Below are 26,496 nucleotides of genomic sequence, written 5' to 3' on the forward strand. Positions count from 1 at the left end.
CTATGAACTTATGCAATTATGTACTAAGCCTAATTTTTCTTTGTTGTACTTTCCTGTTCAGGCTTCTTGACCTCATTATTCTTAGATATATTTTCTGAACTATTCGGATCTCTGTCTGTCACTCCAGGAGAAAAACCATCTGAACTATTCGGATCTCTGTCTGTCACTCCAGGAGAAAAACCATCTGAACTATTCGCACTTCTGTCTGTCACTCCAGGAGAACGAGAATCATCAGGTGTTTGGTTTTCTGCGTCAGATTTTTTTGGTTTTTGATTTTCTGTACTCATACCAAAATGAAAATATTACACATATTTTTCAGTAAACCAATCTACATTTTGGATGACTTTTAACAACATTCATATCCCTCCTAAGAGTGAATTTTGCTTTGGAAATGGGGAAGCCGCATCTGGTGTCTAAAATACGAGGAGTTTTGCACCTATCGTTTTAGCTGATAAAGCTCTATTCTCCAACTGCTCCCAAGGATTTTAAGATACTTTTCTGAGCAGTTGTTAAACCAGTAGTATTGTTAATATTCATACCTTCATATGGTCTACTGCATCTTAAGGTTTGCCAGCATTCACCTGTTTGCAGATGCCAAAGTTTGATGGTTTGGTCTTCGCTACCGCTGGCTAATATGCAATTATCGGGGCTAATTGCAACCGTCCATACTGCTTTATCATGTCCTGACAATGTTCTAATATGTTTACCTGTACTGGCATCCCATAGTTTTACTGTTTGGTCGTCGCTACAACTAGCTAGAATCTGACCATCTGAACTAAATACTACCATGCGGATACGGTGGGTATGTGCTTCTAATGTGTGCAGACACTCCCCGGTATTCACATCCCATAGTTTGATGGTTTTGTCGCAACTAGCACTGGCAATTATGTTTGCATTGGGGCTGAAAACTACGCAATCAAGCCTATCTTGATGTCCTACCAGTGTTTGCAAGCAAGTTCGATTATTGACATCCCATATTTTGATGGTTGTGTCATCACTAGCGCTTGCTAATATGTTACTGAAAGGATTAAAGGCAACTGATTTGACTCTATTTTGATGTCCGACTAAAGTGTGCAAACATTCACCAGTCCGCCAATCCCAAAGTTTTACAGTATTGTCACGACTACCACTAGCTAAAATTTTCCCCTGGGGACTAAAAGCAACCGAATATACCCAAGCCTCGTGTCCCCGGAGTGTTTTCAAACATTCGCCTTGATGATTCCACAGTCTAATGGTGTTGTCATCACTACCGCTAGCTAGTAGACAATCTTTGATATGTTGAGGAGCAAAGGTGACTGAAGATATTAAGTTATTGTGTCCTTGTAATATTGAGTGGCATTTTCCTGTTTTAATATCCCATAGTCTAATTTTCTGGTCTTGGGAACTGCTGGCTAATGTTTGACCATCTGGACTAAAAGCGAGAGATAATATCCAGTTACTATACCCTTTTAATGTTTTTAAGCAGCGTTGCGATCGCATATCCCAGAGTTTGATGGTTTGGTCTTCGCTGATACTCAGTAAAGTTTGATTGTCTGGATGCAAATCAACTAACCAAACCCGCTGCTTATGTTCCTGTAAGGTTTGCAGACATTCTCCAGTCTGTATATCCCAAATTTTGATTGTGTTATCTTCGCTGCCAGTAACTATGGTTTTATCGTCGTGACTAAAAGTTATAGTCCAGACAAAGCTGTTGTAATGTGGTAGAGTTTTGATGCATTTACCACTGGATATATCCCAGAATTTTACCGTATTACCATCGCTTCCGGTAACTAACGTTTGTCCGTCGTGACTTAAAGCAACAGCAAGTTCCCAATTAATCGGAATATTAAAGATTTGTAAACATTCCCCAGTTGGGATATCCCACAATCTAACGGTTTTATCGACACTTGCAGTAATTAATATTTGCTTGTGGGGATGGAAAGTGACAAAGGTGAGATTATTTGTATGTCCTCGGAAAACCTGCAAACATTGTCCGGTTGAGATATTCCATAATCTGATAGTTTTATCGTTGCTACCACTAGCTAAAGTGTTACCGTCGTGGCTAAAAGCAACGGATTGTACATCTGATGTATGACCTGTTAGTATTTGCAAGCATTGTCCGCTTTCGACGTTCCATAACCTGATAGTGCGATCGCGACTACCGCTAGCTAGGATTTTACCATCCTGGCTTAATGCAAGCGATCGCACCCAAGCTGTATGACCGTCAAGTTGAAGTAATTGTCTGATGTTGTCAACTTCCCATAGATATATTTCATTCTCAATCGCTGTTGCTAATAATTTACCTGTGGGGCTGAATTTGGCTGCTAAGATACTACCTAAAGTTTGGGTAAATACTGATTTACTTAAATCGGAATGAGCAAAGTTTGTTTGTTGTAAGTTAATTCCTTGCAGGTAAGCTTGCCAAATATTTAGATTAGAAAAGTCATAGTTATTTAGTTCTATATCAAGTTGTCGCAAGAGATTAATTATATTACCCGCAGCATATCCCGGTTTTGGGGTTGTAGAGGATTTGAGTTGCAATAAAATTTGATTTAAATGCTTTTGAATAATTTCCTTTTGTACCCAAAATTTTGATAATTTATCAGTAATGGGTTTGAGAATAAATTGGAATTGAGCATTTCTGAGGTAATCTTGGCTTTGGGCTTTAATTAAAGCATATTTATTGAGATTTTGAATTTCTCCCGTAGAAATATCTTCGGTAACTTGTTCGATTAATTCTTCAATGACATACTCCATTACCACTGGTTGCTGAGTAAACTTACCTGCTTGATTTTCAAGTAAGCAGCGCGATTGTAAAGACTCTAAAGCTGTCAGTAAATCTCGCGTTTTGACAATGTCAATGATATCGCTTTGTAACTCTTTTAAAGATACCCACTCTCGATGAATCGCCAACCAATACATGACTTGTTTTTCTAAAATCGAAAGACGGAGAAACTGCTGGCTGAGTAAATCAAAAATATCGCCGAAGATAATTGTCCCTGCTTGCAAAAAATCAGTAATACTACCAGCAAATAATTCTTCAATTGTCGTCGCTGCAATCTTTAGCGCCAGCGGATTACCAGCATAAGACTCAACTAAGCTGTTTATTTGAGTTGCTGATGGCGATAAACCTTTTTGTACTAAAATTAATTTTCCTTCTTGGTAATTTAACCCTTTTAATGTCAGCGATCGCACTGGAAAATTCTCGCCTTCCCTCGCGCCAAGTCCTCTAGGTTTTTCTCGAGTGGTAACTAAAACACAACTTTGATGGCGAGTATCTCCCACACATTGCAAAAGTTGCCCATATCCTGCATATCCTTCAAGGTAATTTTCGGCTTGTTTATCGCTGTGTAAAATCGATTCGAGATTATCCAACACAACTAAACAGCGAGAAGCACGCAGACATTCGATGAATTGAGATATTTGTTTATCTAAGGAATTTGCTACAACTATTTGATGTTCTTGAGATAAAAAACTGATTAAATCGCTCAATAATTCTTCTACTGGTGGCGCATTCCGTAAGCTTCGCCAAATTAAACAATCAAATTCATTTTCCACCAGTTCTGCTAACTTGACAGATAAAGCTGTTTTTCCAATTCCACCCATGCCAATTATTGTAATTAATCGGCAATTATCCGTCACAATCCATTTTTTTAATATGTTAATTTCGTCATTACGTCCGTAAAATATCGAAACATCAATCGCCTCTCCCCAAGAGAGGCGCTTTTTTTTACTTTCTACGTGAGTGTGATTAAATATAGCTTGAGATGCAATTTTTTCCTTCAGATTCACCCAAGTTGGTGGTTCTTCAGCGGGATTAATAAAAATTACAGGTAGCCAACTCGCACCGGGAAAATCATCTTCTAATCCTTGTAGTCTGCGTCGCGCTTGCTGTACTGACGTATACAAGGATTTTTGTTCAAACACAAACGCTTGTAAAAAATAATTAAAAAATTCTTCTGCAACGCGATTTGGTACTGGTTCGCGCATAACAATTGTCGTCGGCAGGTTTAATTTTTCCAAGCCATGAGCCAACCCTAAACCATTGCAAGAATTAAAAATTGCTAGTTGCAAACCCTTCTCAATCGCCGCTTTTAACGCTTCTGCTAATTGTTCAATCGTCAAACTATTATTGGTCGGATTTTCATTAATATAAATTATTCCTGTTTCCTCCTCAGTTTGACTATGCCCAGCAAAAAAGAGCATATCCCAACCTTGAGAATCCCAAAGTTTATCGTTAAATTCTTTCCGTGAAGGCTTGACAACTAGCTGTATCTCTGCATCTGGTAAACTTTGTAAAAACCTCTGTTCTCTTTCTAAATCAATACCTTGAGAATTGCCTAAAATTGCCAAAATTCTTGCGTGATTTCTCTTAACTTGCGATAATTGCAACTTAGGAGTGCGTTTATATTCAGTTCTCGAAAAAGAAACTTCTGAACGCGGATAATCTTGAAAAAAACTGCAACAATGCCAAGGTAATTTTTGGATAATAATATCTTGAGTTTCGATAATTACCCGTATTTCATCTGCGGGATGAAGTGCAGCGCGTAGCTGTCGGCTAATACCAGTAATCCCTGGTGATTCCAGCCAATTATCAATACTTAGCTGTAACTGGTGGCACAAATCATTAAAATCTACTACAGAGACATTCGTGATATTACCTTCATCAATTTCTAGTTCATCATCATCATCCGCCAAATTCCTAATCGATCCACTTCCTAGGCGATGGGCTGCGCCCCGCCAAAGGCGATCGCACAAACTCTGATAAATCGATTGCCAATTTCGATACAACTCTACCAAATTCGGCGCTGGTGGTAAACTACCGATAAACTGCTGCGGACGAGGATTATTTAATGCCCACAACCCAGCAGTCACAACAGGAAATCCCTCGTATAAATCACCATATCCTAGATTGATGACAACTGAATGAATCATCTAAAACCTCGAGGTGACTACCAGTGAAACGCTACGGCTCTCAGTGGTGGGTAGTTTATGCAAGTATGCCTAGCGGGGAGATAGACATTTTATGATTTTATATTTATTTTAATTTTAACCTATGATCGATCATAGAATTTTCCATCCGCCATGCGGTGGGGATAGTGTGCGATCGCAAATGATCGCGATCGCCAAAACAGTTATGGCAATCTCTACCACCTGTCTCTCGCCAATATGCGATTTGTTACACATATTTTTGGCAAGCGTACGAACAGGTTTTCCCCAGCAAACAACATCAACCAGTGAGCAAAGATAGTGGTAAGACAAGCTATATTGAAAGCTTCATTGACACTCCCCGGGCTAAAGCCACGGGGATTCTACATTCTACGTCACAACTTGCTCTACCAGGCTTGCGCCAAGAAGAGTAGAGGTTCCGACTCCTGTAGCGTTACTTCGGGACTGTCCGTCCCTAGCTTGTCGTGCAAGATTTAAAATATTTATTGCTGCATTGACATCCCGCTGCAACTTGCATCCACAACTACATTCATGGGTACGAGTTGAAAGAAATTTTTTCACAATTGCACCGCAATCTGAACACTTTTGAGAAGTCATTCTAGGATTGACAGCTACAACTGTAGTTCCAAATTTAGCAGCGAAATACTCCAACCAACGACGAAACAGAGTCCAAGCTACATCATTGATAGACTTGGCAAGGCAGTGATTTCTTACCATGCCTTTGACATTCAAGTTTTCATAGGCGACTAAAGCGTTAGCTTTGCATACGCAGCGTGCAAGTCTCTTTGCATGCTCATTACGTTGCCTACTTACTCTTAAATGCTTTTTGGCATATCTGAGTCTAGCTATTCGTCGTTGGTTCTTTCCTTTTTCTTTCTTGTAAATCTGACGTTGAGCATGCTTAATGGCTTTTTCGACTTTCCTCAAGAATCTGGGATTCTCTTGATGATGCCCATTGGAGTCAGAGTAGAAAAACTCAAGTCCAACATCTAAGCCCACTTCACCGTGGCCTATCCTTGTCTCGGCCTTGACCTCAACATCAATAGCAAGTTGACAGTAGTAGCCGTCAGCCTTCTTAACTAACCGAACGCGCTTAATTGACTTAACGGGGTAGGTCTGAATATCCCACTTACCTAACAACTTGACTTCACCAATACCTTTTTTATCAGTAAAAGTAATACGTCGTTTTGTCGGGTGTAATGACCATCCTGAAGTTTTGTATTCAACTGAACGGTTATCTTTTTGAAAGCGGGGGAAGCCTTTTTTCCCTGCCTTCTTAGACTTGCAGTTCTTGTAAAATCTGTCAATAGCGCTCCAGGCTCTTTCGGTTGCAACTTGACAAGCCATTGAGTTTAACTCTTCTACAAACTTAAACTCTTTTCGCAGCGCTGTCGAGTAATTGTTTAAGGCTATTTTGTTGATTTTTGATTCTCTTGAACCATCCATCCAATATCTAATAGCTTTGTTTCGGATGAACTGAGTAGTTCTAATAGCTTCATCAATTGCTTGATATTGATATTTTTTACCCTTCACCTTGTACTCTAATACAAGCACTGCGTTATCACCTCCTTGTTTTGTTTCACTCGATATATGCTAACATGAATATGTTCATAATATGTGTAAAGTATGGCAAAAAAACATTTACACATCCTTGTCTCAGAGCGAAGGATGAATAAACTACAGTTATTGGCAGTGGAAAAAGATAAGACAATGACTCAAATAATGGAAGAGTTAATTGACACTCTCCCCGAACCAAAGAAACAAAACATCACGGCAGGCTAAAGCCTGCGTCTGTGGTTTTCATCCCCGGTCTGAAGCACGAAATACGCAACTACGTTGCTGTTTCTCCGGGGTTTTCAACCTACTTTCTAATAACACCTTGCGGTAACGAGTCGGACGGCTAGTTCGCACGCACATTGTCCTTCTCCAAAACCCTGGATAACCATATTGACATAGTAGAGTTTAAGTGTTGACAATTGTAAATTATGAATTATGAATGATAAAAAATTTCATAATTCATAATATATAATTCATGATTTTTCTCCGAACACGCCCTTGACACTCGACAAAGCACCTCTACCCCAACTGTTTAAAGGCATTGCGCTATTTACACCTGGAGGAGATTTAATTTACTGTATCGACCCTAGTAAGCAAGGTCGATGGCATTTACATTTGTGCGCGATGTTGCAGGAAATCCTAGACTTACCAGAACCGCCTCACTTTTTAGTACCATGCTACACAGCGACCATAGACCATTGGTTAGATCCGCGCAGCCAGCAAATCCAGACTTTTGCCGAAGCTTATCCGGCAGTCATGCGACATCAAGCAGTCCTTAACGCTATTTTTGGTACAGGGGAGCTAACATGGCAATCTGCACCTTGGCAGGAGGGGTTGTGCGATCGCCTAGTATTAACAACATATCGTTCCACATTTCCCCAGCTTTGGGAAGACCACGACTTAGTTATGCGGCTCTCACTTAGTGATCCAACTCCTTCGTACTATCAACCAGTCACATCCGCACAACAACCTCAATCAAAAACAAAGGGCTATGTTCTTCGCTTATTTGTTGCAGGACATAGTGCTGCCACTGAACGCATTTTAAAGAATTTACACGAACTTTTAGAAAGATATCTTGGCAACCCTTATACTCTGAAAGTCATTGACGTATTAACGAATCCAGAACAAGCAGAATTGGATCAAGTTTCTGCAACTCCCACCCTGGTTAAAGTTTGGCCTCAGCCTGTACGGAGAATTGCTGGGGATTTGGATAATGTAGAGAAAATTTTACAGATGTTAGCAGGTCAGGAAAACTTGTAAATCAAGTGAAAACTCAAAAGTTAAAACAAAGAAATAATTTTTTTAACTTTTTACTTGGTTCTTTTTACCAAGTCGCGCCCAGAATGCCCACACCACAATGTTTGAAAAGGTGATGGGACTGCCAGAACCGTGGCTGGTCGGTCGGGAGACCCCTTCGGGTGAGTCCTATGCCTTCGCTAATGCCGCTCTTGCGTGCCGTGCCTCCTAAAAGAGGTCGCACGGTACAGGCGATAGCCGTGGTCGTACCCACTAGGCATAGGACTTATGTAAACCCAATCCCCAATCCCTAATCCCCAATCCCCTTCACTTATAACGACGACTCACTTCCTCTAACTGCTTAATCTCATCATCGCCCAATTTCCAACCCAAAGCGCCTGCATTTTGTTGTACCTGTTCGGCAGTTTTCGCCCCAGCAATAGGAATGATGTTTCCTTGATCAATTAACCACCTCAAGGCAACTTGGGCTGGTGTGCGATCGTGCTTGTCTCCTAACTGGCGTAGCAAAGAGATCACAGGCTCAAGTTTCTGCAAGCCTTCTTTACTAAATTTGGGGTCTATCCTTCTGCCATCTTTGGGAGTGTTGTCGCTATCAGCAGTGTATTTGCCAGTCAGTAAACCCTGCGCCAAAGGACTATACGCCAAGATTGTTACACCTAATTCACGGGCTGTTTGGAGAATACCATCCGTTTCAATCTGGCGAGTCAGCAAAGAGTAACGCACTTGATTCACAGCCAAAGGGACTCCACGCGCAGCTAGTATTTGGTGCGCTTCCCGCATTTGCTGTGCCGAGTAATTACTAACACCTACTGCTTCAATTCTGCCGCGCTTCACTTCATCTGCAAGAGCATTCATCAAGGTTTCTTGACTCATAAAGAAGGTGAAGGGCCAATGCACTTGATACAAAGCGACTCGCTCTAATTGTAGGCGTTTGAGACTATCTGTGAGGGCATCGGCGACAGACTGACCCAGAAATCGCCAGGGAACTGGACCGTATTTGGTTGCAATCTGCACCTGTTTGTCGGTTTTCTGCAAGAATTGCCCCAAAAATTCCTCTGAAAGTCCAAATCCGTAAATTTCAGCCGTATCAAAGAAGGTGACACCAACCTCCAAAGCTGCTGTAAAAGCTGCTTGCAATTGATCTGCACCATAGTTATTGCCATAATTCCAAAAAAGCTTATCACCCCATGCCCAAGTCCCAATGCAAAGGGGTGTAACAGCCGGACCATTTTGCCCTAGTGTGATAGTTTCCACGTTTACAACATTAATTTTTTTACAATTCTTTACTTTTCAGTGTATTGTAAAACTTTTCTTAAAATATCTCTCAGAGTATAGACAAATGATACGCTAGCCTTTAATGTTCAAATCCTCATGAGCAATAATGCCATATAGCAATACGGGCGCACATTTGTGTGAAAGTGCCTGTGCTTAGCGCATAAATCACCCATGCTTAGATACCCGACTTCTTAAACGAGCTTAGAGAGATGATTGGCATAATCTTCCCTCAATAGAGATGGAAGCATCATCGATAATCATACCGCTAGCTGAGTACACATTGATTGTGGATGTACAAAATTTTGGGTATCCGGATATATAGATGTAACTAGGGGGTACTGAAAGACGAATAAGCGGGCGAAAGGCGATCGCAGCTCTTTGGGAGGGCGATCGCTACTCACGCGCCTCCCATCACCCTCGCATCGCTTTCTGTGCAGTGAGCTTTCCGCAATGCTAAGCTACTAAAACTTAACTCTATATTTACCAACCGTTTACTAACAGGCTATATTTTACTTTTATGGAGGGGAAAACCTTTGCCATCGCACTTCCGGCGATCGCAAACGCGGTTTTCTATAACAAAGCACCCGCAAAACCAAGGAGTATTTACCCCCTTCATTACCAGGTCGTCAGGGTCTCGTCTACCTTTCTTCATCCACAATACGCTAGTACTTGTCATTCTTTATGTCAAGAATTTCTTTAAAGTGACTAAAAGAATATTGATACACCGAATATGTTTACCCACATATGCCGCTACATCCAATGTTTGCAACGGTTGAGGGTGATATCTAAAAATTAACCCCAGTTCATCTGGGGTTAATTTTTACTCATTTTCTTGGCGAGATTCCCTATTCCCCAAAGGTCACTAGGGTGGTTATATGACAAGAGAAAACGTTCAATAAGCCCCAGGAATCTGGGGTTTTCTTATGAAAGGATAAATAATAGCAGTCGTCTGTCACTTTGTCTAGGAAACGCTGCTACAAAGAAACCACTAAAATACCTAGGCTTTGCCAAACTCAGTCGCTGCTGCCCCAAAATAAAAAGCCCTTCACACACAGAAAGGGATGGCAGATACACAGTTTAACTAACGAATAATCTAGATTAGCGGCAAACAAGGTGAATTATCATCACAACGGCAGATAGCATTCAAGGTAACAACTTAGTGCAATACTTACCTGTACGGTGGGCATTGCCTTGCACAATTTTGGTATCTGTTCAGTGAACATAAGAGCAATGCCCAGCTTATGATTTCTGCATTTAATCTAAACTTGTGTTACTCGGCAGAATTTGCCCCGACATCATGGCTCTGTTTCTACAGCGGTTTTCTGTAAGGTGGGCATTGCTCACAAAAGCATATGCAATAGACATTCAGATATTGGTGAGCAATTGCTCCACCCTAATAATTATCATCTAGTAGCAACAATCTTTGTGAATCCATATCCTTTTGAGTACCGCATCAATGGCAAAGGACAGCATGGGTTACGCTTCGCGCTTTCCATCCTACATTTATCATTTATTTACGTCGAGCTACTGTATCTGGATAAGTTCGCCTTAAGGTAGCTTTGGATAGGCGTATGCCAGTAGTTTATCTTGGTTATAAAACCAATGAAAAATCAAATTATATATTCCCTGTAAGAAAGTATCTATGGCAAGCGGCGATTTCATTGATTCCCAGGGAAATTCCCTGGCGATGCCAAAGGTTAATGTGTTGACCATGTTTCGGCTTGGCTTATTTCAGATGGGGCTAAGCATGATGTCTATCCTGACTCTGGGAGTACTCAACAGAGTCATGATTCAGGAAATAGCCATTCCGGCGACGCTGGTAGGAGCAGTGCTAGCAATACAATTATTTGTTTCTCCTTCTCGGGTTTGGTTTGGGCAAATGTCCGACGCCAAGCCGATATGGGGCTACCACCGCACGGCTTATGTCTGGGTGGGAGCTGCGGTATTTGCTGTAGCCTCATTTTTAGCTGTGCAGGTGTTATGGCAACTGAACACTGTCGTCAGCAGTGCTGGTGGCTGGGCATGGACAAGCCAAACAATGAGCTGGATTGCTCTTCTGGCTTTGGTTTTTGCTTTATACGGTTTGGGAATTTGTGCAAGCGGTACTGCATTTGCGGCTTTGTTGGTAGATATCTCTGAAGAAGACAACCGTTCCAAAGTTGTCGGTGTTGTTTGGTCGATGCTGATGGTGGGGATTATTGTCGGGGCAATTATCAGTTCCAGTTTGCTCAAGCAATTAACACCCGAGGCAACAACAGCGACATTACAGGCATCAGTTAACAAGCTGTTTATCGTTGTTCCGGCAATTGTCTTTGCGTTGGGGATTATAGCGACCTTTGGCGTAGAGAAAAAGTATTCTCAGTACACCACTCGTTCCACAGTCATCAACCGAGAAGACAGCATTACCCTTGGCGCAGCTTGGCGAATACTAACAGCTAGTCCGCAAACAGGTCTATTTTTCACCTTTTTAGTGGTGATGACACTGGGCTTATTTATGCAAGACCCGATTTTAGAACCTTATGCTGGTCAGATCTTTCGGATGCCTCTAGCAGAAAGTACTAAACTGAATGTTTTTTACGGCACAGGTATACTGATTGCCTACGGTGTCGGGGGCTTTTTGATTGTGCCGCGTTTAGGTAAGCAAAGAACTATACGCCTTGGTTGTATGTTAGTGGCACTCTGTGCAGGATTACTTGGGATATCAGGATTTTCTGCGAATCCAGCGTTACTCAAGCTCGCTTTGGTATTGTTCGGTTTAGCAACTGGTATTCTAACGACTGCCGCAATCACCTTGATGCTGGATTTGACAGCGCCTGAAACCTCAGGAACGTTCATTGGTGCTTGGGGACTAGCGCAATCTCTAGCGAGAGGAATGGCTGTGTTTGCAGGTGGTGCGATCTTCGATGCCGGACGTAGGCTGCTGCCCAACTTAGTGCTAGCCTATGGACTCGTGTTTGCCTTAGAAGCCGCATTAATGCTGCTGGCGATTTGGTTTCTAAACCGTTTGAATGTGAGAGAATTTCAGACAAACGCCAAGCAGGCGATCGCATCTATTTTGCAAAGCGAACTTGATTAATTTTGTTTCGCGCCAAGACACCAAAAACTTTTTGCGTCTTGGCGTCTTTGCGCGAAAATAAAACTATGACTGAATTTTGGACAACAATTCTAGATTTTGCCCAAACCACTACCGCAAGAGTGGGAAACCAGTTAATGCAAGATTTTGGGCAAGTGCAAGCTCTGCAAAAAGCTGATGGCAGTTTGGTAACGCAAGCGGATAAATGGGCGGATCAGGAAATACGGGACGCCATAGCATCTACTTTCGCTGGTTACGGTATCTTGAGTGAAGAAGGCGACAAGGTTTTTCCTGGTACCGAATGGTGCTGGGTCATTGACCCCTTGGACGGTACAACTAACTTTACTCGTGGGATTCCCATTTGGTCGATTTCTTTAGGTTTGCTGTATCAAGGGACACCAGTTTTTGGTTACGTCTACGTGCCGCCATTGAATCAAGCTTTTCACGGCTACTGGGGAGGTATACCTGAGTTAGAAGCACCAACTGGGGCTTTTCTTGATAGACGTCCTATTTATACCAGTAATGACGCTCCCAGTGGAAATCACTTCTTCAACCTCTGTTCCCGCAGCACCGCAGCGATACAGAAAGACTTTCCCTGCAAAATTCGGATGCTGGGTGTTGCTAGCTATAATTTCCTGACGACTGCTACTGGCGCAACATTAGGTGGTGTCGAAGCTACACCAAAAGTTTGGGATATAGCGGCAGCTTGGGTGATTGTCCAAGCTGCTGGGGGAAGCTGGGTATCGTTAAAGTCGGAACCCTTTCCTTTAATACCAGGGGAAGATTATACGACTCGTTCTTTCCCGACTTTAGTTGTCAGTCGGAAAGAATTGATTCCGATTTTTACTCCGTTTGTGGAGAAGGTGAAAATTTGAACCGCCAAGACGCCTTAGACGCAAAGCGGCGTGCCGAAGGCTAGAACGCCAAGAAATTAAGATGCACAGATATTGAGAAGGCGATCGCGTAACATCAATAGCATTAATAGAGCGATCGCCTTTGATGGTTTGATAGTTTTAGGTGAGCGATCGCCTGTGTAACACCATCATTCAAGCTTGGAACTCGGAACTTGGTGCTTGGAACTTGAAACTTGCGCTTCTGAACTCGGGGCTTCAGCTTCAAAAGTACAAAGTCCGAGTTTAGAACTTCGGCGTTGAGCCTTAGAAGTTCATTTCTCTAGTATGATTTTGGTTATTGAAGCATCAACGATATCCCCGCCTCAAGCAAATTACATAATTTCCTCGAATCTTTATTGTTAACGGATGCCCTATCCCTAAACTGCGCTCAGAAATCTCCAAAGCTTTTTTATACAATGGCTCAGCTTCGCTATAACGTCCTTGGAATTGGTATACTGCTGCTAAATTGTTGAGGTCATTGGCAACATCAGGATGTTCTTCTCCCAGCAGGCGTCGCCTTAGTTCCAATGCTTGTTGGATCAAAGGTTCAGCTTCTGCGTATCTTCCTTGGGAATAGTAGAGTCCCGCCAAGTTGTTGAGGTTAGTGGCGACATCGGGATGTTCATCTCCCAGTAGACGTCGCATTAGTTCCAATGCTTGTTGTAACAGAAGTTCAGCTTCTGCGTATCTTCCTTGGGAATTGTACATTGTTGCCAGGTTGTTGAGCTTACTGGCAAAATGAGGATGTTCTTCTCCTAGCAGGCGTCGTGTTAGTTCCAAAGCTTGAAGGTAGAGGGGTTCAGCTTCTGCGTATCTTCCTTGGGAATTGTAAAGCCCTGCCAGATTGTTGAGACTAGTGGCGAAATGGGGATGTTCTTCTCCTAGCAAGCGTCGGATTAGTGTTAATGCTTGGAGGTAGAGGGGTTCAGCTTTTGCGTATCGTCCTTGTGAATTGTAGAGCCCTGCCAGGTTATTGAGACTAGTGGCGACATCAGGATGTTCTTCTCCCAGCAAGCGTCGCCTCAGTTCCAAAGCTTGTAAGTAGAGAGGTTCAGCTTCTGCGTATCGTCCTTGTGAATTGTAGAGATAAGCCAAGTTGTTAAGACTTAGAGCGACATCAGGATGTTCTTCTCCCAGCAAGCGTCGCCTCAGTTCCAAAGCTTGTAAGTAGAGAGGTTCAGCTTCTGCGTATCGTCCTTGTGAATTGTAGAGATAAGCCAGATTATTCCAACTTGGTGCGACATCGCGATGTTCCTCCCCTAGGCGCTTTTTAGTGACTTCTAGGCACTGCTTATACCAAGGTTCTGCCTGTTCATAAAACCCTTGACCTTGGTAGAATCGACCCAAACTCAAGAAAGGTGAAATTATATCCTTATCATTGAGATAGGTCGTAAGGTTGTTTGCTACCTCTGCAATATGAGGCATAGCAGTGCTAACAGCTTTGATTTGCTCACGGTTAGGGGTTTCAGGAAACCCTTGGGCAACTTTTACCATTGCTGCAGCAAAGGCACTTTTCATATCATCTGCTACCTCTAACCCTTGCAGCTTCATTTGGAAAAATTCCCTAAGTAGAGGGTGTAGTTGGTAGATACCTTCACCTTTGCGCTGTAGCAAATGCAACTGCAACAAATTGGGTCTAGCTTTCTTCAAAACTGTGGCTTTATTGCCTGTTTCCATACTTTCTATCACTTCCCAAGGAATGGGAGACAAGGCAAACAAACTCAGCAGACAACCTAAAAATTGGCCGTTTTCATTCAAGCGTTGCCAACTTAACTCAAAAGCAGCAGTCACACCTCGTTCAGCAGTCATTTCTGGCGGTGCTTGGTCTAAGGCTTCGTCCTTCAGACGCTCATCTTCCAACCTTTGCAACATTTCTGTGAGGGATAAATCCTCATCCAATGCGAGATAACGTCCCACCAATTCCAATCCCAAGGGCAAATAACCCAGCCATTTACAAAGTTTTCTGGCAACCCAAGGCTCACGTTGCAACCGTTCTCTACCTATTAGGGATTTTAATAAATTCATTGCCGCCCGTGGTTTCAGCACATCTAAATCTAATCGCACAATAGGCGGCTGTAATTTTTCCCGTGTCGTCATCAGCACTTTAAACCGAGACGATGACGTCTCGAGATAAGGCTTGACTTGTTTGTAGTCGGTGACGTTATCCAACACTAACAGCACTTCACCTTCACGCCAGTTTCGCCAGCAGTATACGACTTGCGCCAGTAAATCAAAATCCTCTGGTGGGTTTAATTGCAGTTGTATACGAGCAAATTGCACAATCTGCAATCCCACATCTTGTAAGGCCAGCAACCAGCAAATTCCACCTTGGTAAGTTTCGCGGTGTGCTATTGCATATTGCAGCGCCAGTTCAGTTTTACCCACGCCACCCATACCAGCAATGGCGGCTATTGCCACGCGGTCATTTTGCTGCAAGAGTTGGTGGAGATGTTCGAGTTCTTCTTCACGTCCGACAAACTTCGTCGCCCCACTCAGGGGTAAATTTTGTGGTATTCCAGTAGGGGGGTTTAACTTTGCCCGTTCCCGTTCAGGCGACTGGAGTCAGAAATTGAAAGTATTACCAGAAATAGTATTAGTTCCGCCTTTAACGTTTATGCCTTGCCAATTTTCAATAATTGTTTTTGTCAATTGAGGTTGTGCTTCATTTGCCACAGATGCGACTGCTTGAGCAATTTCAGAATCTTTTTTTGCCGCTTTCTCTACTTGTTGTCCAATGAGATAAGCTTGACCATAATTTAGAGGTTGTTTTTGAGCCAGTTCTATAGCATTTGCCGTATCAGGTTCTTTGCGCTTAAGCAGTAATATCAACTTCTCGCCTTCGTTCCAAGCCTTTTCCCCGATGATTTCACCCGTTTTTTCAAAAGCTTTGGTGATGACTAAAGTGGCGATCGCGGCTGCTGTTAGTGTTGCAGGTTCCATAAACTAGCCCTGAAATTGAGATGGCATTTGGTTATTCATACAATACTATTTTAGGAAATTTCGGAAAATGACTAGAGGGATTTTTGCTACTATGACCTACTAGCCTGTTAATTTTGCTTTGAGGGCTTCGTAGTAAGCGCTAAATTGGCATAAACCAAAATATTGGTGTCAATGAAGACAGGGTTATCAGTCGTTGGCATATAAGTCTTCTCGGCGGAAAGTAACGCTTTCCGAGACTAATCCTACAGGATACGAGGAAAATTTCAGCGGTGTACGCTTTTCTTGAGTGACCGAAACAATTCGCTCATTCGCTCATTCAAAGTTCAACTTAGGAAAGACGGGAGTAATTTTGAATTAATTAATTCAGGGTGCAAGCCCCTAATTTTAATTATGCAAAAAAAAGAAACTGCAAAGCATCGTTATTCAAGCCCCTAACTGAAGTTAGGGGGTCTTAAATTTTGAATTTTGAATTGATAATTTTGAATTTTTGAGAAGCGAGTGACTGGTTTCTCATCAATCACCACTACAATTTGATGCTCACCTGCTGGGATATCTGGTGGTAACTGCACGGTAATTTTTCCATCTGTTGTAACTGTAGCAATTCTCGTAATCGCTTTCATCTCATTTCTCCTAAAATACAGTGTTACCGTCCCCAATCATCATAGATATCCTCACGTCTTAGAGAAAGATTTTCAGACCAAGAATCAACATGAATCACAGGAAAATCTAGCAGCGATCGCTTTTCCTTTGTCTCTGTTTTTTTGGGTAAAGGCTGTTCATCAATCATCACCACAACTCTATGCTCACCTGCTGGGATATCCGGTGGTAACTGTACTGTGATTTTGCCGTCTGCTGTAACGGTGGCAATTGTTTCGATAGTCTTCATATTATTCCTCCTTTTTATCAGGGCTATTTTATTTTAGGGATTTCTAAATTAAAAAATATCCAACTTTTTTTTGTGGGATGGGCTTCTAGCCCGTCCTAATAAACTGGGCGGGCAAGATGCCCACCCCACAAGATTGGATAATTTATTTGTTGGAAATCCCTTATGTACGACCACTTTGTTTGTTTAGTAATCCAAACGAGAAGCGCTATATTTTTAGGGTAATTAACCTAGTCTAAAGCTGTTTACAAAAAGTGCGATGCTCCCAAAGGGAGCCGCCAAAGGCGATCGCCTAAGCAGGTAGCATCACTGTTCTAAAGGTCAAAAAAACTCGTCTTTCACACTTAATAATTTCACGTTGCCACTTATCACTCTTTGCTACCCCAAATCGCTACAATAGAGATTTGGAGCATAGTGCATCCGGTTATGGGTCTTCCTATTGTTGCTATTATTGGTCGCCCGAATGTGGGCAAATCTACCCTGGTCAATCGCCTTGCCGGGGAAAAATCTGCTATCGTTCATGACGAACCAGGTATGACACGCGATCGCACATATTTACCCGCCTACTGGAATGATCGCGAGTTTCTCGTCGTCGATACTGGTGGTTTGGTATTTAATGACGATACAGAATTTTTACCACTGATTCGCCAACAGGCTATGACTGCGCTTGCAGAAGCAAGTGCCGCTATTTTTGTGGTAGATGGTCAAACTGGACCAACACCCGCTGATCAAGAAGTCGCAGAGTGGTTGCGACAACAACCTGTTCCTGTTCTCCTGGCTGTCAATAAGTGTGAATCCCCAGAACAAGGTTTAATGCAAGCTAGCGAATTCTGGGAATTGGGCTTGGGTGAACCTTACCCCATTTCTGCCATTCATGGAAGCGGCACAGGAGATTTTCTCGACGAGTTAATTAAACATCTGCCACCGACAGAAGAAATCCCAGAAACCAATGAAATTAAAGTGGCAATTGTGGGACGCCCGAATGTTGGGAAATCCAGTTTATTAAATGCTTTCGTGGGAGAAGCAAGGGCAATTGTTAGCCCAATTTCTGGTACAACCCGCGATGCGATTGATACTGTCGTGGAACGCAATGGGCAAATTTACCGCTTAATTGACACAGCAGGGATTCGCAAAAAGAAGAACGTGGATTATGGTCCCGAATTCTTTAGCATCAACCGTGCTTTTAAAGCAATTCGTCGCGCTGATGTGGTTTTAATGGTGATAGATGCTCTTGATGGTGTCACCGAGCAAGACCAAAAATTAGCTGGGCGGATTGTCGAAGAAGGTCGAGCTTGCATTATCGTGGTCAATAAGTGGGATGCTATTGAAAAGGACTCTCACACGATTTATGATTACGAAAAACATCTGCAAGAACGGATGCATTTCACGGAATGGGCGCAAACCATCTTTGTCAGCGCTTTGACTGGGCAACGGGTGGAAAAGATTTTGGAGTTGGTGAATACAGCAGCAGAATCGCACAAACGCCGTGTCAGCACAGCGGTGATCAACGAAGTCTTGGAAGAAGCGGTTGGTCGGCATTCCCCGCCAGTCTCTCGCGGTGGGCGTCAGGGCAGGATTTATTATGGTACGCAAGTCAGCGCTCAACCGCCTACAATAGCATTGTTTGTCAACGATGGCAAACGCTTCAACGACAACTACCGTCGCTATATTGAGCGACAATTTCGGCAACATTTGGGCTTTCAAGGAACTCCCATCCGTATACTATGGCGGAGTAAGAAAACTCGTGATGTCGAAAGTGGTAGTGCCAATCGCGCCACCCGCGTGTAAATGAAGATATGAAGAATAAAGAAAGAAGAGTGAAACTTTTTCTTTCTTGAATCTTCAATCTTCACTGTTCTTTCTTCTAAAAAATGGATTTACTGCGATCGCTGCCCATTGGTCTTTACTTAGAACAACCTCAAACTTGGCTACACAAACTCGACCCGCGAGTCAAGTTGGTTTGGTTGATGAGCTTTCTCACAACGTATATTTTTGCCAACAACTTATGGCGCGTGCTATTGGTAGTCCTGTTGATTCTTGCTACCTTAATAGCACGTATTCCCCGGCGAGTTTGGCGGCAGCAAATGGTTTGGCTGTTGACATTATGCTTTTTTGTGCTAGTAATTATATCTATCAGTCCTGATGGGCTTGGTATAAGTTATCAACCGCGCCTGCCAACCAACCAACAAGTATTAACAGAAAAATCACCTGCGACTCCTGCAACTCCAGCCCTCGCAACAAACAACCAAAAAGACTACAAATACGTACTGGTTGACAAAGGTCCAGTTAAAGTAACTCGCCGTTCGTTGGATTTGGCAATCAGTGTGAGTACGATGATATTTACCTTGATTTACAGTACTAACCTATATTTGCTGACAACCGCACCAGAGGAAATCACAGCAGCTCTAGAAAGCTTAATGCAACCCTTGCGACGGTTTAAATTACCTGTGACTGAGATGACTTTGACTTTAACTTTATCGTTGCGGTTTATTCCTCTAGTTTTAGAAGAAATCCAGAATTTAATTCGTTCTGTTATGACAAGGGCGATTAATTGGAAAAAGCTGGGATTGAAAGGAGCCGTCAAAGTTTGGTTGTTGGTTGCACAACGGCTGTTGGAAAATTTGCTACTTCGAGCAGAGCAAATGGCTAGCGCGATGATGGTGCGAGGTTTTACGAGTCCTCATGAACATCGAGTGCAATGGCACGACTTACGGCTGAAAACAGGTGATTGGGTGGCGATCGCACTTCTTATCGTATTTTGGGGAGTGCGACTGGCTATAGGAACTGAAGTTTAAATTGTCAAATTTCATGCCAAGTTTTACCTAACTTGCCTTTCAAGCCATGATAGGTACCCGTGAGGCAAGCCGATATTTTTAACAATTTATGTTCAGAATCATATAGCAAAATCAAAATAATTGCATGAATCATATATTTCATTCGCCTCATCCAGCTTGTTAAGCGATAGCATCCTTTAGCATACTGATTAGATAAATAGGTATGGTTACGGCAAATATAGTAGTGGCGTAAGGCAGAATATTTTTGTACTGTCAGCTCTTTGTAAAAAAACTTAGTTTTGATAGGATTACCAAAGTTATGGTACATAATTGCGTCAGGAACAATCAAGTTATGAAATCCTTGTTGCACAAGCCGTAGTCCATAATCCAGATCAATACCATCAATAAATAGTTCTACTAAAGGGGGAGAAATAGTCTTAGCGGCTGCAATAGAAATCAAAGAGCCAGAAGTGATAGGTGCATCACATTCATAGGGCTGTGTTGTATCAAGTTTATATCCAGTGAAGTGATCATCAACAAAGACAGCACCCTCAACAATCTGATCATTTCTTAGATCAATAGCCGTAGGAGCAATTATTCCTATTAAGTAAGTATGATTATTAATAGTATGATAATGATACAAAAGCTTATTTAAGCAGTCCTTTTTTACAACACTATCTTGATCAAAAGCCCATAAAAAATCATATTCTTGTTCTATAGCCCACTTAATAGCTATATTTAGCCCTCCAGAAATACCTATATTTTCTGGATAAAATTCAACAATGACATTTTCAACGTCTATCAGAAATTTATCAATTGATTTTTTAATTGAATTATCTACAATGAGAATTGTAGTCACTGGAACTAATTGTGTTTTAATAGCTTGAACACATTGCAGAACTGCTTTTGGATCTTCATAAGCAGTAATGTAAGCAGCTACTTTATATTTTTGTAAAGAGTATATATTATTCATTGCGGCAATAGTAGCTTTCTAATAATCGGCTACTGCCAAAGTAGACTATGATTTTAAAAGCGTAAACAAAGTCCAGGATAAACCACATTACTGCTGTGCTGACAACCACTCAATTGCTTCGTTAAGCTCATTTTCTTTTATGTTTTTGCTGTTTTTTGATGGTATCAGATATCTTTCTGCAAACCGCTGCACAGCAAAGAATTTTTTAGGTTGAATAGTTTCGCCTTTATATCCACGTTTTACTTCAATATTTACACAGAATTCTTTAACAACCCCTTTGTAGTACCTAATTGCCTTATCTAAGCTGATTTTACTTTGATAAAGCTCTACTAGAATATCCGCCTCAACAATATATGTAAATTCTTTAAGTAACCATCTAGCATTGAGAATCTTTTCCCAAAAATCGACAAACCAGACGCACATATGAAGATAATGATCTTCGTTAAAAAAAAGCTTGTGATCAATAATGAATGCTGAATTTTCCCAAGTATAAGGCGTCCAAATTTCTAGCTTTGCCCCATCAACACAAACACGACTTATCTCGGCAAAAAGTTTTGTAGGATTGGTCAGGTGTTCTAAACAGTGAGACGAGTAAACATAGTCAACACTTTGATCTGGAAAAGGTAACGGTTCTGTTTCGAGGTTTAAAACATAATCAACACCCGGTTGAGCAAAAATATCAAGACCAATCGTGCCTTCTTTCTTACAAGAGCCGCAGCCTAAGTCAATCTTTAAGTAAGTCATACTTTTTTAGATGTACTCTATTTAGTTTATCAGTTCATGATTGACACAATAGCGTCTTGCCAGTTCTTCGCACAATGCTTTAAAGTTCTAGTTGAAAGGACATACTCTTGAGCCTGCTTAGCTAGTTTTTGCCGTAATGTATCATCATTGAGCAAGCACTCGAAAGCTTCTACCCAACCTCCTGTATTGTTGGAGGCTAAATATCCTGTTTCTAAATGGCGAACACTTTCTTCATAAGGAAGCACCTTACTATAGATACCAGGTATGCCTAAAATACTATAGTCAAGAAATTTGATGTCTGACTTACAGCGGGTAAAGGGATTATCTTCTAATGGGGCGATCGCCAGATCCCACTTGACAGTTTTACTCATCCAAGGCATGAAATCTGGATATTCGCCATTGTTGCCAACTTCTAATACCTTGATTGGTAAGCTATTAAAAGTTTGCATAGTAGCTTGATCGGCGATACCTCGTATGAATTGCATTTCTAGAGTCCCGATATTTTTCCGTAATATTTCACGCAAAGCTTGAAGGATCATCATCAGATCGGCATCATGAGTGTAACTTCCCATGTAACCAATCACCTTGTGTCCATTATTGACGGTGGCAGAATTTTGACTGACCACTGTGTTTCCAATCAAACGTTCATCCAAAGCATTTGGCACTACAACAATCTTTTTATTAAATCGAGTGAGACGCTCCTTGAGGCAATTGGTTGAAACAATAATGCCATCTGCCTCTCTAGCAAAATAGCGTATTGCCATGAGTTGCTCTGTCTTGAATCCTTGTCGAATCGGTTCTTCTGGCTTAAGATCCAAAAGATTGTCATCTATCGTATAAATTAGGCAAGCTTTGTCTTTGCGGATGTGTTTAATCAAATCCTCGGCTAATTTCAGCGAAATATCGCTTCTCCACAACCGTTCGACAATTACTACATCGGCACGGGTATATCTTGTTCCATAGCTTAGAATGAAAGCCCCAGTGTTAGCAGGGTGTGTTAGGGGACGTAGTAAGCGGATATGGGAACAACCGTGAGGACGCAAGTCAGGACTGTGTTCAAACAAGACATGAACTTTAAGCACCATTTGCAGATTCTCAATAAAATTAAGCGCTAAAGAGAGAATTGAGGATATTGTACGCTGCTTGCTCCGGAAAATACTGGCAAATATCAGCGATTGCCTGCCTTTGTATTTGAGTCCGCAGAGGTTCATCCATAACTAAGCGATTCAAGGTAGTCAAGCACGCTGCTACATTGCTGCTGTCTACAATCAAACTATTTTCTTCATGTCTAGCGAAGCTTTTAGAACCGCCTTCTTCAGGAACTATAACTGCAACCCCACAAGCCATCGCTTCCATAGCAGTTAAACCCATAGCTTGAAACGATGAAAAATCAACAAAAATATCTATTTCATTCAGGAGAAATGCAAGTTGGGGTCGAGTTAGAATTCCTGCATTACGCCAAGGAAAGTCATGCGGTAGCGCTTGGAAATCAGGATCGTTTGTGTCGCATCCGAAAATGATAATTTCAATGTTATCTCCGTGCGTCCGATAAATTTTCTCTAAAACTTCCATAGTCAGCTCTGGACTGCGGCGGGGACTACTAGGACGAACCATAGCAGCGATACGCAATGGTCTTTGAGGCCAACTAGGATCTCGTCGTCGGCGGGGGCAAAATAAATCTATGTTGATACTCGATCCGACGACGGCACAATCAACTCCTATCTGCTGTTTTACTATATTGCTATTCCACTCAGTCTTAGTAATGCGCACTAAGTCCCGATAGCGAGTATATGAATTCCAAGCAGTTTTATAATCCAGAGAATTTTTTGAGAAGAAATAAGGCTCAAAATCTTGGACATAGTATCCTCTGACTGGCAGTTTTGTATCTGGAGTCAATGGTTCGAGCCAATCAACAGATTTATACAAAGTAGCAATGACTGCATCATACTCTGCCAATATTTCAGTAATGTCCTGCCCTTTTTCCACATATATAACTGGTAAATCATGTTCTGGGTAACTGCGCTCAAATGTTGCTTTATGGAGATTGAGATTGGCAATCCTCACATCTGTCCCCATCTTTTGCATCGCTGCGGCTTCCTGAAACACTACGTTTCCACCACCACCAGGTTCGATAATAGGAAGAATGAACAAAACACGTTTACCCTCCCAGCGCGATTTCCCGTTTTCAATTAATTTTTGGCGTATTGCCATAACGCGGCTACGAGCACGAATTCCCTCTATCACTCTGCCAAAGCGACACACAGCGACGCCATCGCTGATGATTGGCTGACCATGCTTAGCTACTAAAGCTTGATCCGCTCGTTGGCACAAAAGCTTTCTACGTTCGTTGGAGTAGCTTCGAGATTGGCTGTGAAACACATAGGCATCATCTGCAATGGCAAGCTGCCAGCCAGCCTTACCAGCACGCAGGCAGAAATCATTTTCCTCACCATAGCCTGCTCCAAACGTAGCCTCGTCAAAGTAGCCAATTTCTTCAATGAGCCTACGTTTAATCATTAAACAAAAACCATTGAGGAATGGGATACGCGGGTAGACGCGCTCAGAGTATTCAGCTAAAAGCCTACCCATGTCAGCCACTGTCATGTCCTCGGGCAATTTATTTTGTGCCCAATCTCCTTGGTGAGCTATCTCTGGAATAGATTGCCATGAAGCCGTATTAGAAAGCGGTCCTACTATTCCAATTTGCGGATCGGATTCTCCACAAGCAATCATCCGGTCTAGCCAATTTGGTGTAACTATCGTATCGCTATTAAGCAAGATTGCATAATCTGCTACAGACAGTTGGAGTCCTTGATTAGCGGCAAACGTGTAACCTTTAGCGACCTCATTCCTAATTAGGATAGCTCCTTGGTAACGGGCGAAGTCTTTGAGATATTGGCATGTTTCTTCGTTACTGCCATCGTCTACTAAAATTAGTGAGTATGGCATACGTGAGTAACGAACTACCGATTCCAGGCAACGCTTAACGTCATCAAGAGCATTGTGGACGCAAACAATAATGTCTACACTTACAGAATGCTTGACTAAAGGTTTCTTAGACAAGACTTCTCCCACAACAATGTCAGCAGTAGTGAACTGGCTTCTGCTCTGACGAAAAGAGGATTTCTGTAACTTTAGAACAACTTTATTATTTAAGCTAAAAAAAAACTTGATAATCGGCTCTTTGAGCTTGAACCACAATGTTCGCAGTTTCCAGAACTTACTGGTGTGCATTGCAGCAATTGTAGTATTTGATTGCTCAAGCTCCGCCTGTTTTTGTTGCAGTTGTAGTTGTGTTTGTTGCAGTTGTAGTTGTGTTTGTTGCAGTTGTAGTTGTGTTTGCTCAAGCCCCACTTTTGTTTTCTGTAGCTGGGATTGTGAGCGCTCAACTTCTACCTGAGTTTGTTGTAATTGTAACTGCGAATGCTCTAATTCTGACTGTTTTTGCTGAATTTGAGCCTGCGAATGCTCTAATTCTGACTGTTTTTGTTGAATTTGAGCCTGCGATCGCTCTAATTCTGACTGTTTTTGTTGAATTTGAGCCTGCGATCGCTCCAATTCAATTTCTTTCTCTTTCAGTTGAATTTGCGCTTGCTCAAACTCTGATTTATTTTGCTGTAATTGAATATCGAAAGACTTCATCTCTTCAACCAGCCTCAAATATTTTGCATTTAGGGCTGCATACTTACCTGCTAAAGATAAAGGGAAGGCTCTAATAACAAATTGTAATGTATCTGCATCTTTATCTTGTTCAATTTGCTCAATAATTTTAATATCAAAACTATTCTTATCAATAGGTGGTACTAAATTAGAAGCGGAAAATATTGGTAATTTTGTCCGTTCTACCACATCTATGATGTATCCTGCTTGCTCAAATAATTCTTCTACTGTTTTGCTTGTAAAAAATCTGAGATGTGTGTTATCTAAAATACCTACTTCTGCATATTCAAACTGTCCCTGCAAAAAAGCCAAACGAATAGCTCCATGAGCAATGTTCGGAATTGAAGCAACCACATATCCTTCAGGTTTTAATAACCGTCGCGTTTGTTCCAGTACTCTCCATGGATCACGCAGATGTTCTAAAACATCTCCAAACACGGCTACATCAAATGCTTGCTCTGGTAGAATATCGCATAAAGACACAAAATCTAGATCGGCAACGATAACTTGTTCGCAATATTGTTCAGCTATTTTCCCTGCCTTTGAATTCACCTCAACTCCTGTAACGCGGCAGCCTTTTTTAGTAAGTAACTGAGCCAAATAACCTGTAGCACAACCAAAGTCTATAACTAGCTTGTTTTCTCCTACTAACCTAGACACTTTCTTGATGCTGTTGTTGTCATCCAAATCTGATTCCGACAGATTCGATACTAAAATATAATCTTTTTCCCAATTACTTGGCAGATTTTGCATATATTTTTCCCAACTATTACAAAGTTTATTGCTCAATTTAAAGTCGCTTCAAGTACCCATTTGGGTTGAAGGTTGATAAAAATTTATGGCAGTCTTTATCAATATAAAAATCTAAGTTAACTTTCAAAAAATCTTCTACTGCCTCCATTGGACCAGGACCAAAATCCTGATAAACAGGATGACCGTTAATATTAGTATCTTCTACTATTAAATACCCACCTGAAATAACTAACTTGCTATAATTTTCTAATTCTTGAAAAACATGATCTTTTGTATGATTTGAGTCAAGAATCACCAAGACATTTTTTCCATATGTCATCTCAAAAACTTGATTTACAACATCTGCACTAACCGAATTACCTTGAATTAGATGGATATTGTTGGAACTACTCAAGTTTTGCCTTGTTTGCTCTGTTATCTCAATATCTATACCGATTATCTCGCCTTTTCCAACTAATTTGCATATATCTGCCAGAAATGCTGTAGTTCCCCCAAAAGCAACCCCACACTCAACAATAAAATCTGGTTTCTGCCTATTAATAACCTCCTGGTACAACCATAAGTCCAAAGGACACTTTAAGGCTGGTATACCCATCCAATAGGTATTTTCCCAACTTGGTTTGCCATTAAGTACAGGAATGTGATAATAAATATGTGAGAATCTTTCAATTTCGTGGCTTAAACCCGCTACCTCATCGTTAATTGGTAATTGTTTTTTCAAATTTTCCCAACTTTGCACACTTGCCTCCAAGAAAGTAAAACCATAGTATAACTTGAATAATTTC

18 protein-coding genes and 1 pseudogene are annotated in these 26,496 nt (G+C 41.6%); 6 read left to right on the forward strand and 13 right to left on the reverse strand.

The window, feature by feature from the left end; translation table 11 throughout:
• Positions 1-29: 29 nt before the first annotated feature.
• Together V5G28_RS27165 and V5G28_RS27170 are read right to left on the reverse strand one after the other, a co-directional pair.
• On the reverse strand, positions 30-287 hold the full coding sequence (locus V5G28_RS27165) for a hypothetical protein (protein WP_332996355.1): 258 nt from the start codon (positions 285-287) through the stop codon (positions 30-32).
• Positions 288-459: 172 nt separating this feature from the next.
• Positions 460-4,914 (reverse strand): CHAT domain-containing protein, encoded by a 4,455-nt coding sequence (locus tag V5G28_RS27170; protein ID WP_332996357.1) that lies wholly within the window; start codon positions 4,912-4,914, stop codon positions 460-462.
• Between the two features lie 200 nt (positions 4,915-5,114).
• On the opposite strand from V5G28_RS27170, the pseudogene V5G28_RS36880 reads away from it, so the two are divergent.
• A pseudogene (locus V5G28_RS36880) lies at positions 5,115-5,235 on the forward strand (IS1 family transposase); the annotation flags it as partial.
• Positions 5,236-5,298: 63 nt separating this feature from the next.
• On the opposite strand, the gene V5G28_RS27180 reads toward V5G28_RS36880, so the two are convergent.
• Positions 5,299-6,483, reverse strand: coding sequence for an RNA-guided endonuclease InsQ/TnpB family protein (locus V5G28_RS27180; protein WP_332996361.1), 1,185 nt, complete (start codon positions 6,481-6,483; stop codon positions 5,299-5,301).
• Between the two features lie 501 nt (positions 6,484-6,984).
• Between V5G28_RS27180 and V5G28_RS27185 the strand changes: the two genes are divergently transcribed.
• A complete protein-coding gene (locus tag V5G28_RS27185) occupies positions 6,985-7,746 on the forward strand; it encodes a circadian clock KaiB family protein (protein WP_332996363.1) in 762 nt (253 codons plus the stop codon).
• A gap of 303 nt (positions 7,747-8,049) precedes the next feature.
• On the opposite strand, the gene V5G28_RS27190 is transcribed toward V5G28_RS27185, so the two are convergent.
• Complete coding sequence (locus V5G28_RS27190; protein WP_332996365.1) at positions 8,050-8,997, reverse strand: aldo/keto reductase; 948 nt, start codon at positions 8,995-8,997, stop codon at positions 8,050-8,052.
• Positions 8,998-10,660: 1,663 nt separating this feature from the next.
• On the opposite strand from V5G28_RS27190, the gene V5G28_RS27195 reads away from it, so the two are divergent.
• Both V5G28_RS27195 and V5G28_RS27200 read left to right on the forward strand, forming a co-directional pair.
• On the forward strand, positions 10,661-12,094 hold the full coding sequence (locus tag V5G28_RS27195; protein ID WP_332996367.1) for a BCD family MFS transporter: 1,434 nt from the start codon (positions 10,661-10,663) through the stop codon (positions 12,092-12,094).
• Between the two features lie 65 nt (positions 12,095-12,159).
• Entirely contained in the window at positions 12,160-12,966 is an 807-nt protein-coding gene (locus tag V5G28_RS27200) for an inositol monophosphatase family protein (RefSeq protein ID WP_332996368.1), read from the forward strand.
• Positions 12,967-13,290: 324 nt separating this feature from the next.
• Here V5G28_RS27200 and V5G28_RS27205 read toward each other — a convergent pair whose 3' ends face one another.
• The 4 genes from V5G28_RS27205 to V5G28_RS27220 all read right to left on the reverse strand — a co-directional run bounded on the left by V5G28_RS27205 (position 13,291) and on the right by V5G28_RS27220 (position 16,810).
• A complete protein-coding gene (locus V5G28_RS27205; protein ID WP_442994295.1) occupies positions 13,291-15,480 on the reverse strand; it encodes a tetratricopeptide repeat protein in 2,190 nt (729 codons plus the stop codon).
• A gap of 66 nt (positions 15,481-15,546) precedes the next feature.
• Positions 15,547-15,924, reverse strand: a complete 378-nt coding sequence (locus V5G28_RS27210) for a hypothetical protein (protein ID WP_332996370.1) — start codon at positions 15,922-15,924, stop codon at positions 15,547-15,549.
• Between the two features lie 431 nt (positions 15,925-16,355).
• Complete coding sequence (locus V5G28_RS27215; protein ID WP_332996372.1) at positions 16,356-16,544, reverse strand: hypothetical protein; 189 nt, start codon at positions 16,542-16,544, stop codon at positions 16,356-16,358.
• 23 nt (positions 16,545-16,567) lie between these two features.
• On the reverse strand, positions 16,568-16,810 hold the full coding sequence (locus tag V5G28_RS27220; RefSeq protein WP_332996374.1) for a hypothetical protein: 243 nt from the start codon (positions 16,808-16,810) through the stop codon (positions 16,568-16,570).
• 423 nt (positions 16,811-17,233) lie between these two features.
• Between V5G28_RS27220 and der the strand changes: the two genes are divergently transcribed.
• Both der and V5G28_RS27230 read left to right on the forward strand, forming a co-directional pair.
• Positions 17,234-18,595, forward strand: a complete 1,362-nt coding sequence (gene der / locus V5G28_RS27225; protein WP_332996376.1) for a ribosome biogenesis GTPase Der — start codon at positions 17,234-17,236, stop codon at positions 18,593-18,595.
• Positions 18,596-18,678: 83 nt separating this feature from the next.
• Positions 18,679-19,602 carry an energy-coupling factor transporter transmembrane component T family protein gene (locus V5G28_RS27230; RefSeq protein WP_332996377.1) on the forward strand — a complete coding sequence of 308 codons (924 nt, stop codon included), beginning with the start codon at positions 18,679-18,681 and terminating at the stop codon, positions 19,600-19,602.
• A 4-nt stretch (positions 19,603-19,606) separates the two neighbouring features.
• On the opposite strand, the gene V5G28_RS27235 is transcribed toward V5G28_RS27230, so the two are convergent.
• From V5G28_RS27235 to V5G28_RS27255, 5 genes are all read right to left on the reverse strand, one after another.
• The gene (locus V5G28_RS27235) at positions 19,607-20,554 is read right to left on the reverse strand and encodes a glycosyltransferase (protein WP_332996380.1); all 948 of its coding nucleotides are present in this window, start codon (positions 20,552-20,554) and stop codon (positions 19,607-19,609) included.
• An 87-nt stretch (positions 20,555-20,641) separates the two neighbouring features.
• On the reverse strand, positions 20,642-21,298 hold the full coding sequence (locus V5G28_RS27240) for a class I SAM-dependent methyltransferase (protein ID WP_332996382.1): 657 nt from the start codon (positions 21,296-21,298) through the stop codon (positions 20,642-20,644).
• A 29-nt stretch (positions 21,299-21,327) separates the two neighbouring features.
• Complete coding sequence (locus tag V5G28_RS27245; protein ID WP_332996384.1) at positions 21,328-22,383, reverse strand: glycosyltransferase; 1,056 nt, start codon at positions 22,381-22,383, stop codon at positions 21,328-21,330.
• 19 nt (positions 22,384-22,402) lie between these two features.
• A complete protein-coding gene (locus V5G28_RS27250; RefSeq protein WP_332996386.1) occupies positions 22,403-25,711 on the reverse strand; it encodes a methyltransferase domain-containing protein in 3,309 nt (1,102 codons plus the stop codon).
• A 37-nt stretch (positions 25,712-25,748) separates the two neighbouring features.
• Positions 25,749-26,450 carry a CmcI family methyltransferase gene (locus V5G28_RS27255; RefSeq protein ID WP_332996388.1) on the reverse strand — a complete coding sequence of 234 codons (702 nt, stop codon included), beginning with the start codon at positions 26,448-26,450 and terminating at the stop codon, positions 25,749-25,751.
• Positions 26,451-26,496: the final 46 nt, after the last annotated feature.

It is taken from the genome of Scytonema sp. PRP1, assembly GCF_036697665.2.
Taxonomy (GTDB): domain Bacteria; phylum Cyanobacteriota; class Cyanobacteriia; order Cyanobacteriales; family Nostocaceae; genus Kalymmatonema; species Kalymmatonema gypsitolerans.

What these genes read in the sequence shown, in the direction of transcription:
- V5G28_RS27165 (WP_332996355.1), bottom strand. Translation starts at nt 287, where the DNA reads ATGAGTACAGAAAATCAAAAACCAAAAAAATCTGACGCAGAAAACCAA.
- V5G28_RS27170 (WP_332996357.1), bottom strand. Translation starts at nt 4,914, where the DNA reads ATGATTCATTCAGTTGTCATCAATCTAGGATATGGTGATTTATACGAG.
- V5G28_RS27195 (WP_332996367.1), top strand. Translation starts at nt 10,661, where the DNA reads ATGGCAAGCGGCGATTTCATTGATTCCCAGGGAAATTCCCTGGCGATG.
- V5G28_RS27200 (WP_332996368.1), top strand. Translation starts at nt 12,160, where the DNA reads ATGACTGAATTTTGGACAACAATTCTAGATTTTGCCCAAACCACTACC.
- V5G28_RS27210 (WP_332996370.1), bottom strand. Translation starts at nt 15,924, where the DNA reads ATGGAACCTGCAACACTAACAGCAGCCGCGATCGCCACTTTAGTCATC.
- V5G28_RS27215 (WP_332996372.1), bottom strand. Translation starts at nt 16,544, where the DNA reads ATGAAAGCGATTACGAGAATTGCTACAGTTACAACAGATGGAAAAATT.
- V5G28_RS27220 (WP_332996374.1), bottom strand. Translation starts at nt 16,810, where the DNA reads ATGAAGACTATCGAAACAATTGCCACCGTTACAGCAGACGGCAAAATC.
- der (WP_332996376.1), top strand. Translation starts at nt 17,234, where the DNA reads ATGGGTCTTCCTATTGTTGCTATTATTGGTCGCCCGAATGTGGGCAAA.
- V5G28_RS27230 (WP_332996377.1), top strand. Translation starts at nt 18,679, where the DNA reads ATGGATTTACTGCGATCGCTGCCCATTGGTCTTTACTTAGAACAACCT.
- V5G28_RS27235 (WP_332996380.1), bottom strand. Translation starts at nt 20,554, where the DNA reads ATGAATAATATATACTCTTTACAAAAATATAAAGTAGCTGCTTACATT.
- V5G28_RS27240 (WP_332996382.1), bottom strand. Translation starts at nt 21,298, where the DNA reads ATGACTTACTTAAAGATTGACTTAGGCTGCGGCTCTTGTAAGAAAGAA.
- V5G28_RS27245 (WP_332996384.1), bottom strand. Translation starts at nt 22,383, where the DNA reads ATGGTGCTTAAAGTTCATGTCTTGTTTGAACACAGTCCTGACTTGCGT.
- V5G28_RS27250 (WP_332996386.1), bottom strand. Translation starts at nt 25,711, where the DNA reads ATGCAAAATCTGCCAAGTAATTGGGAAAAAGATTATATTTTAGTATCG.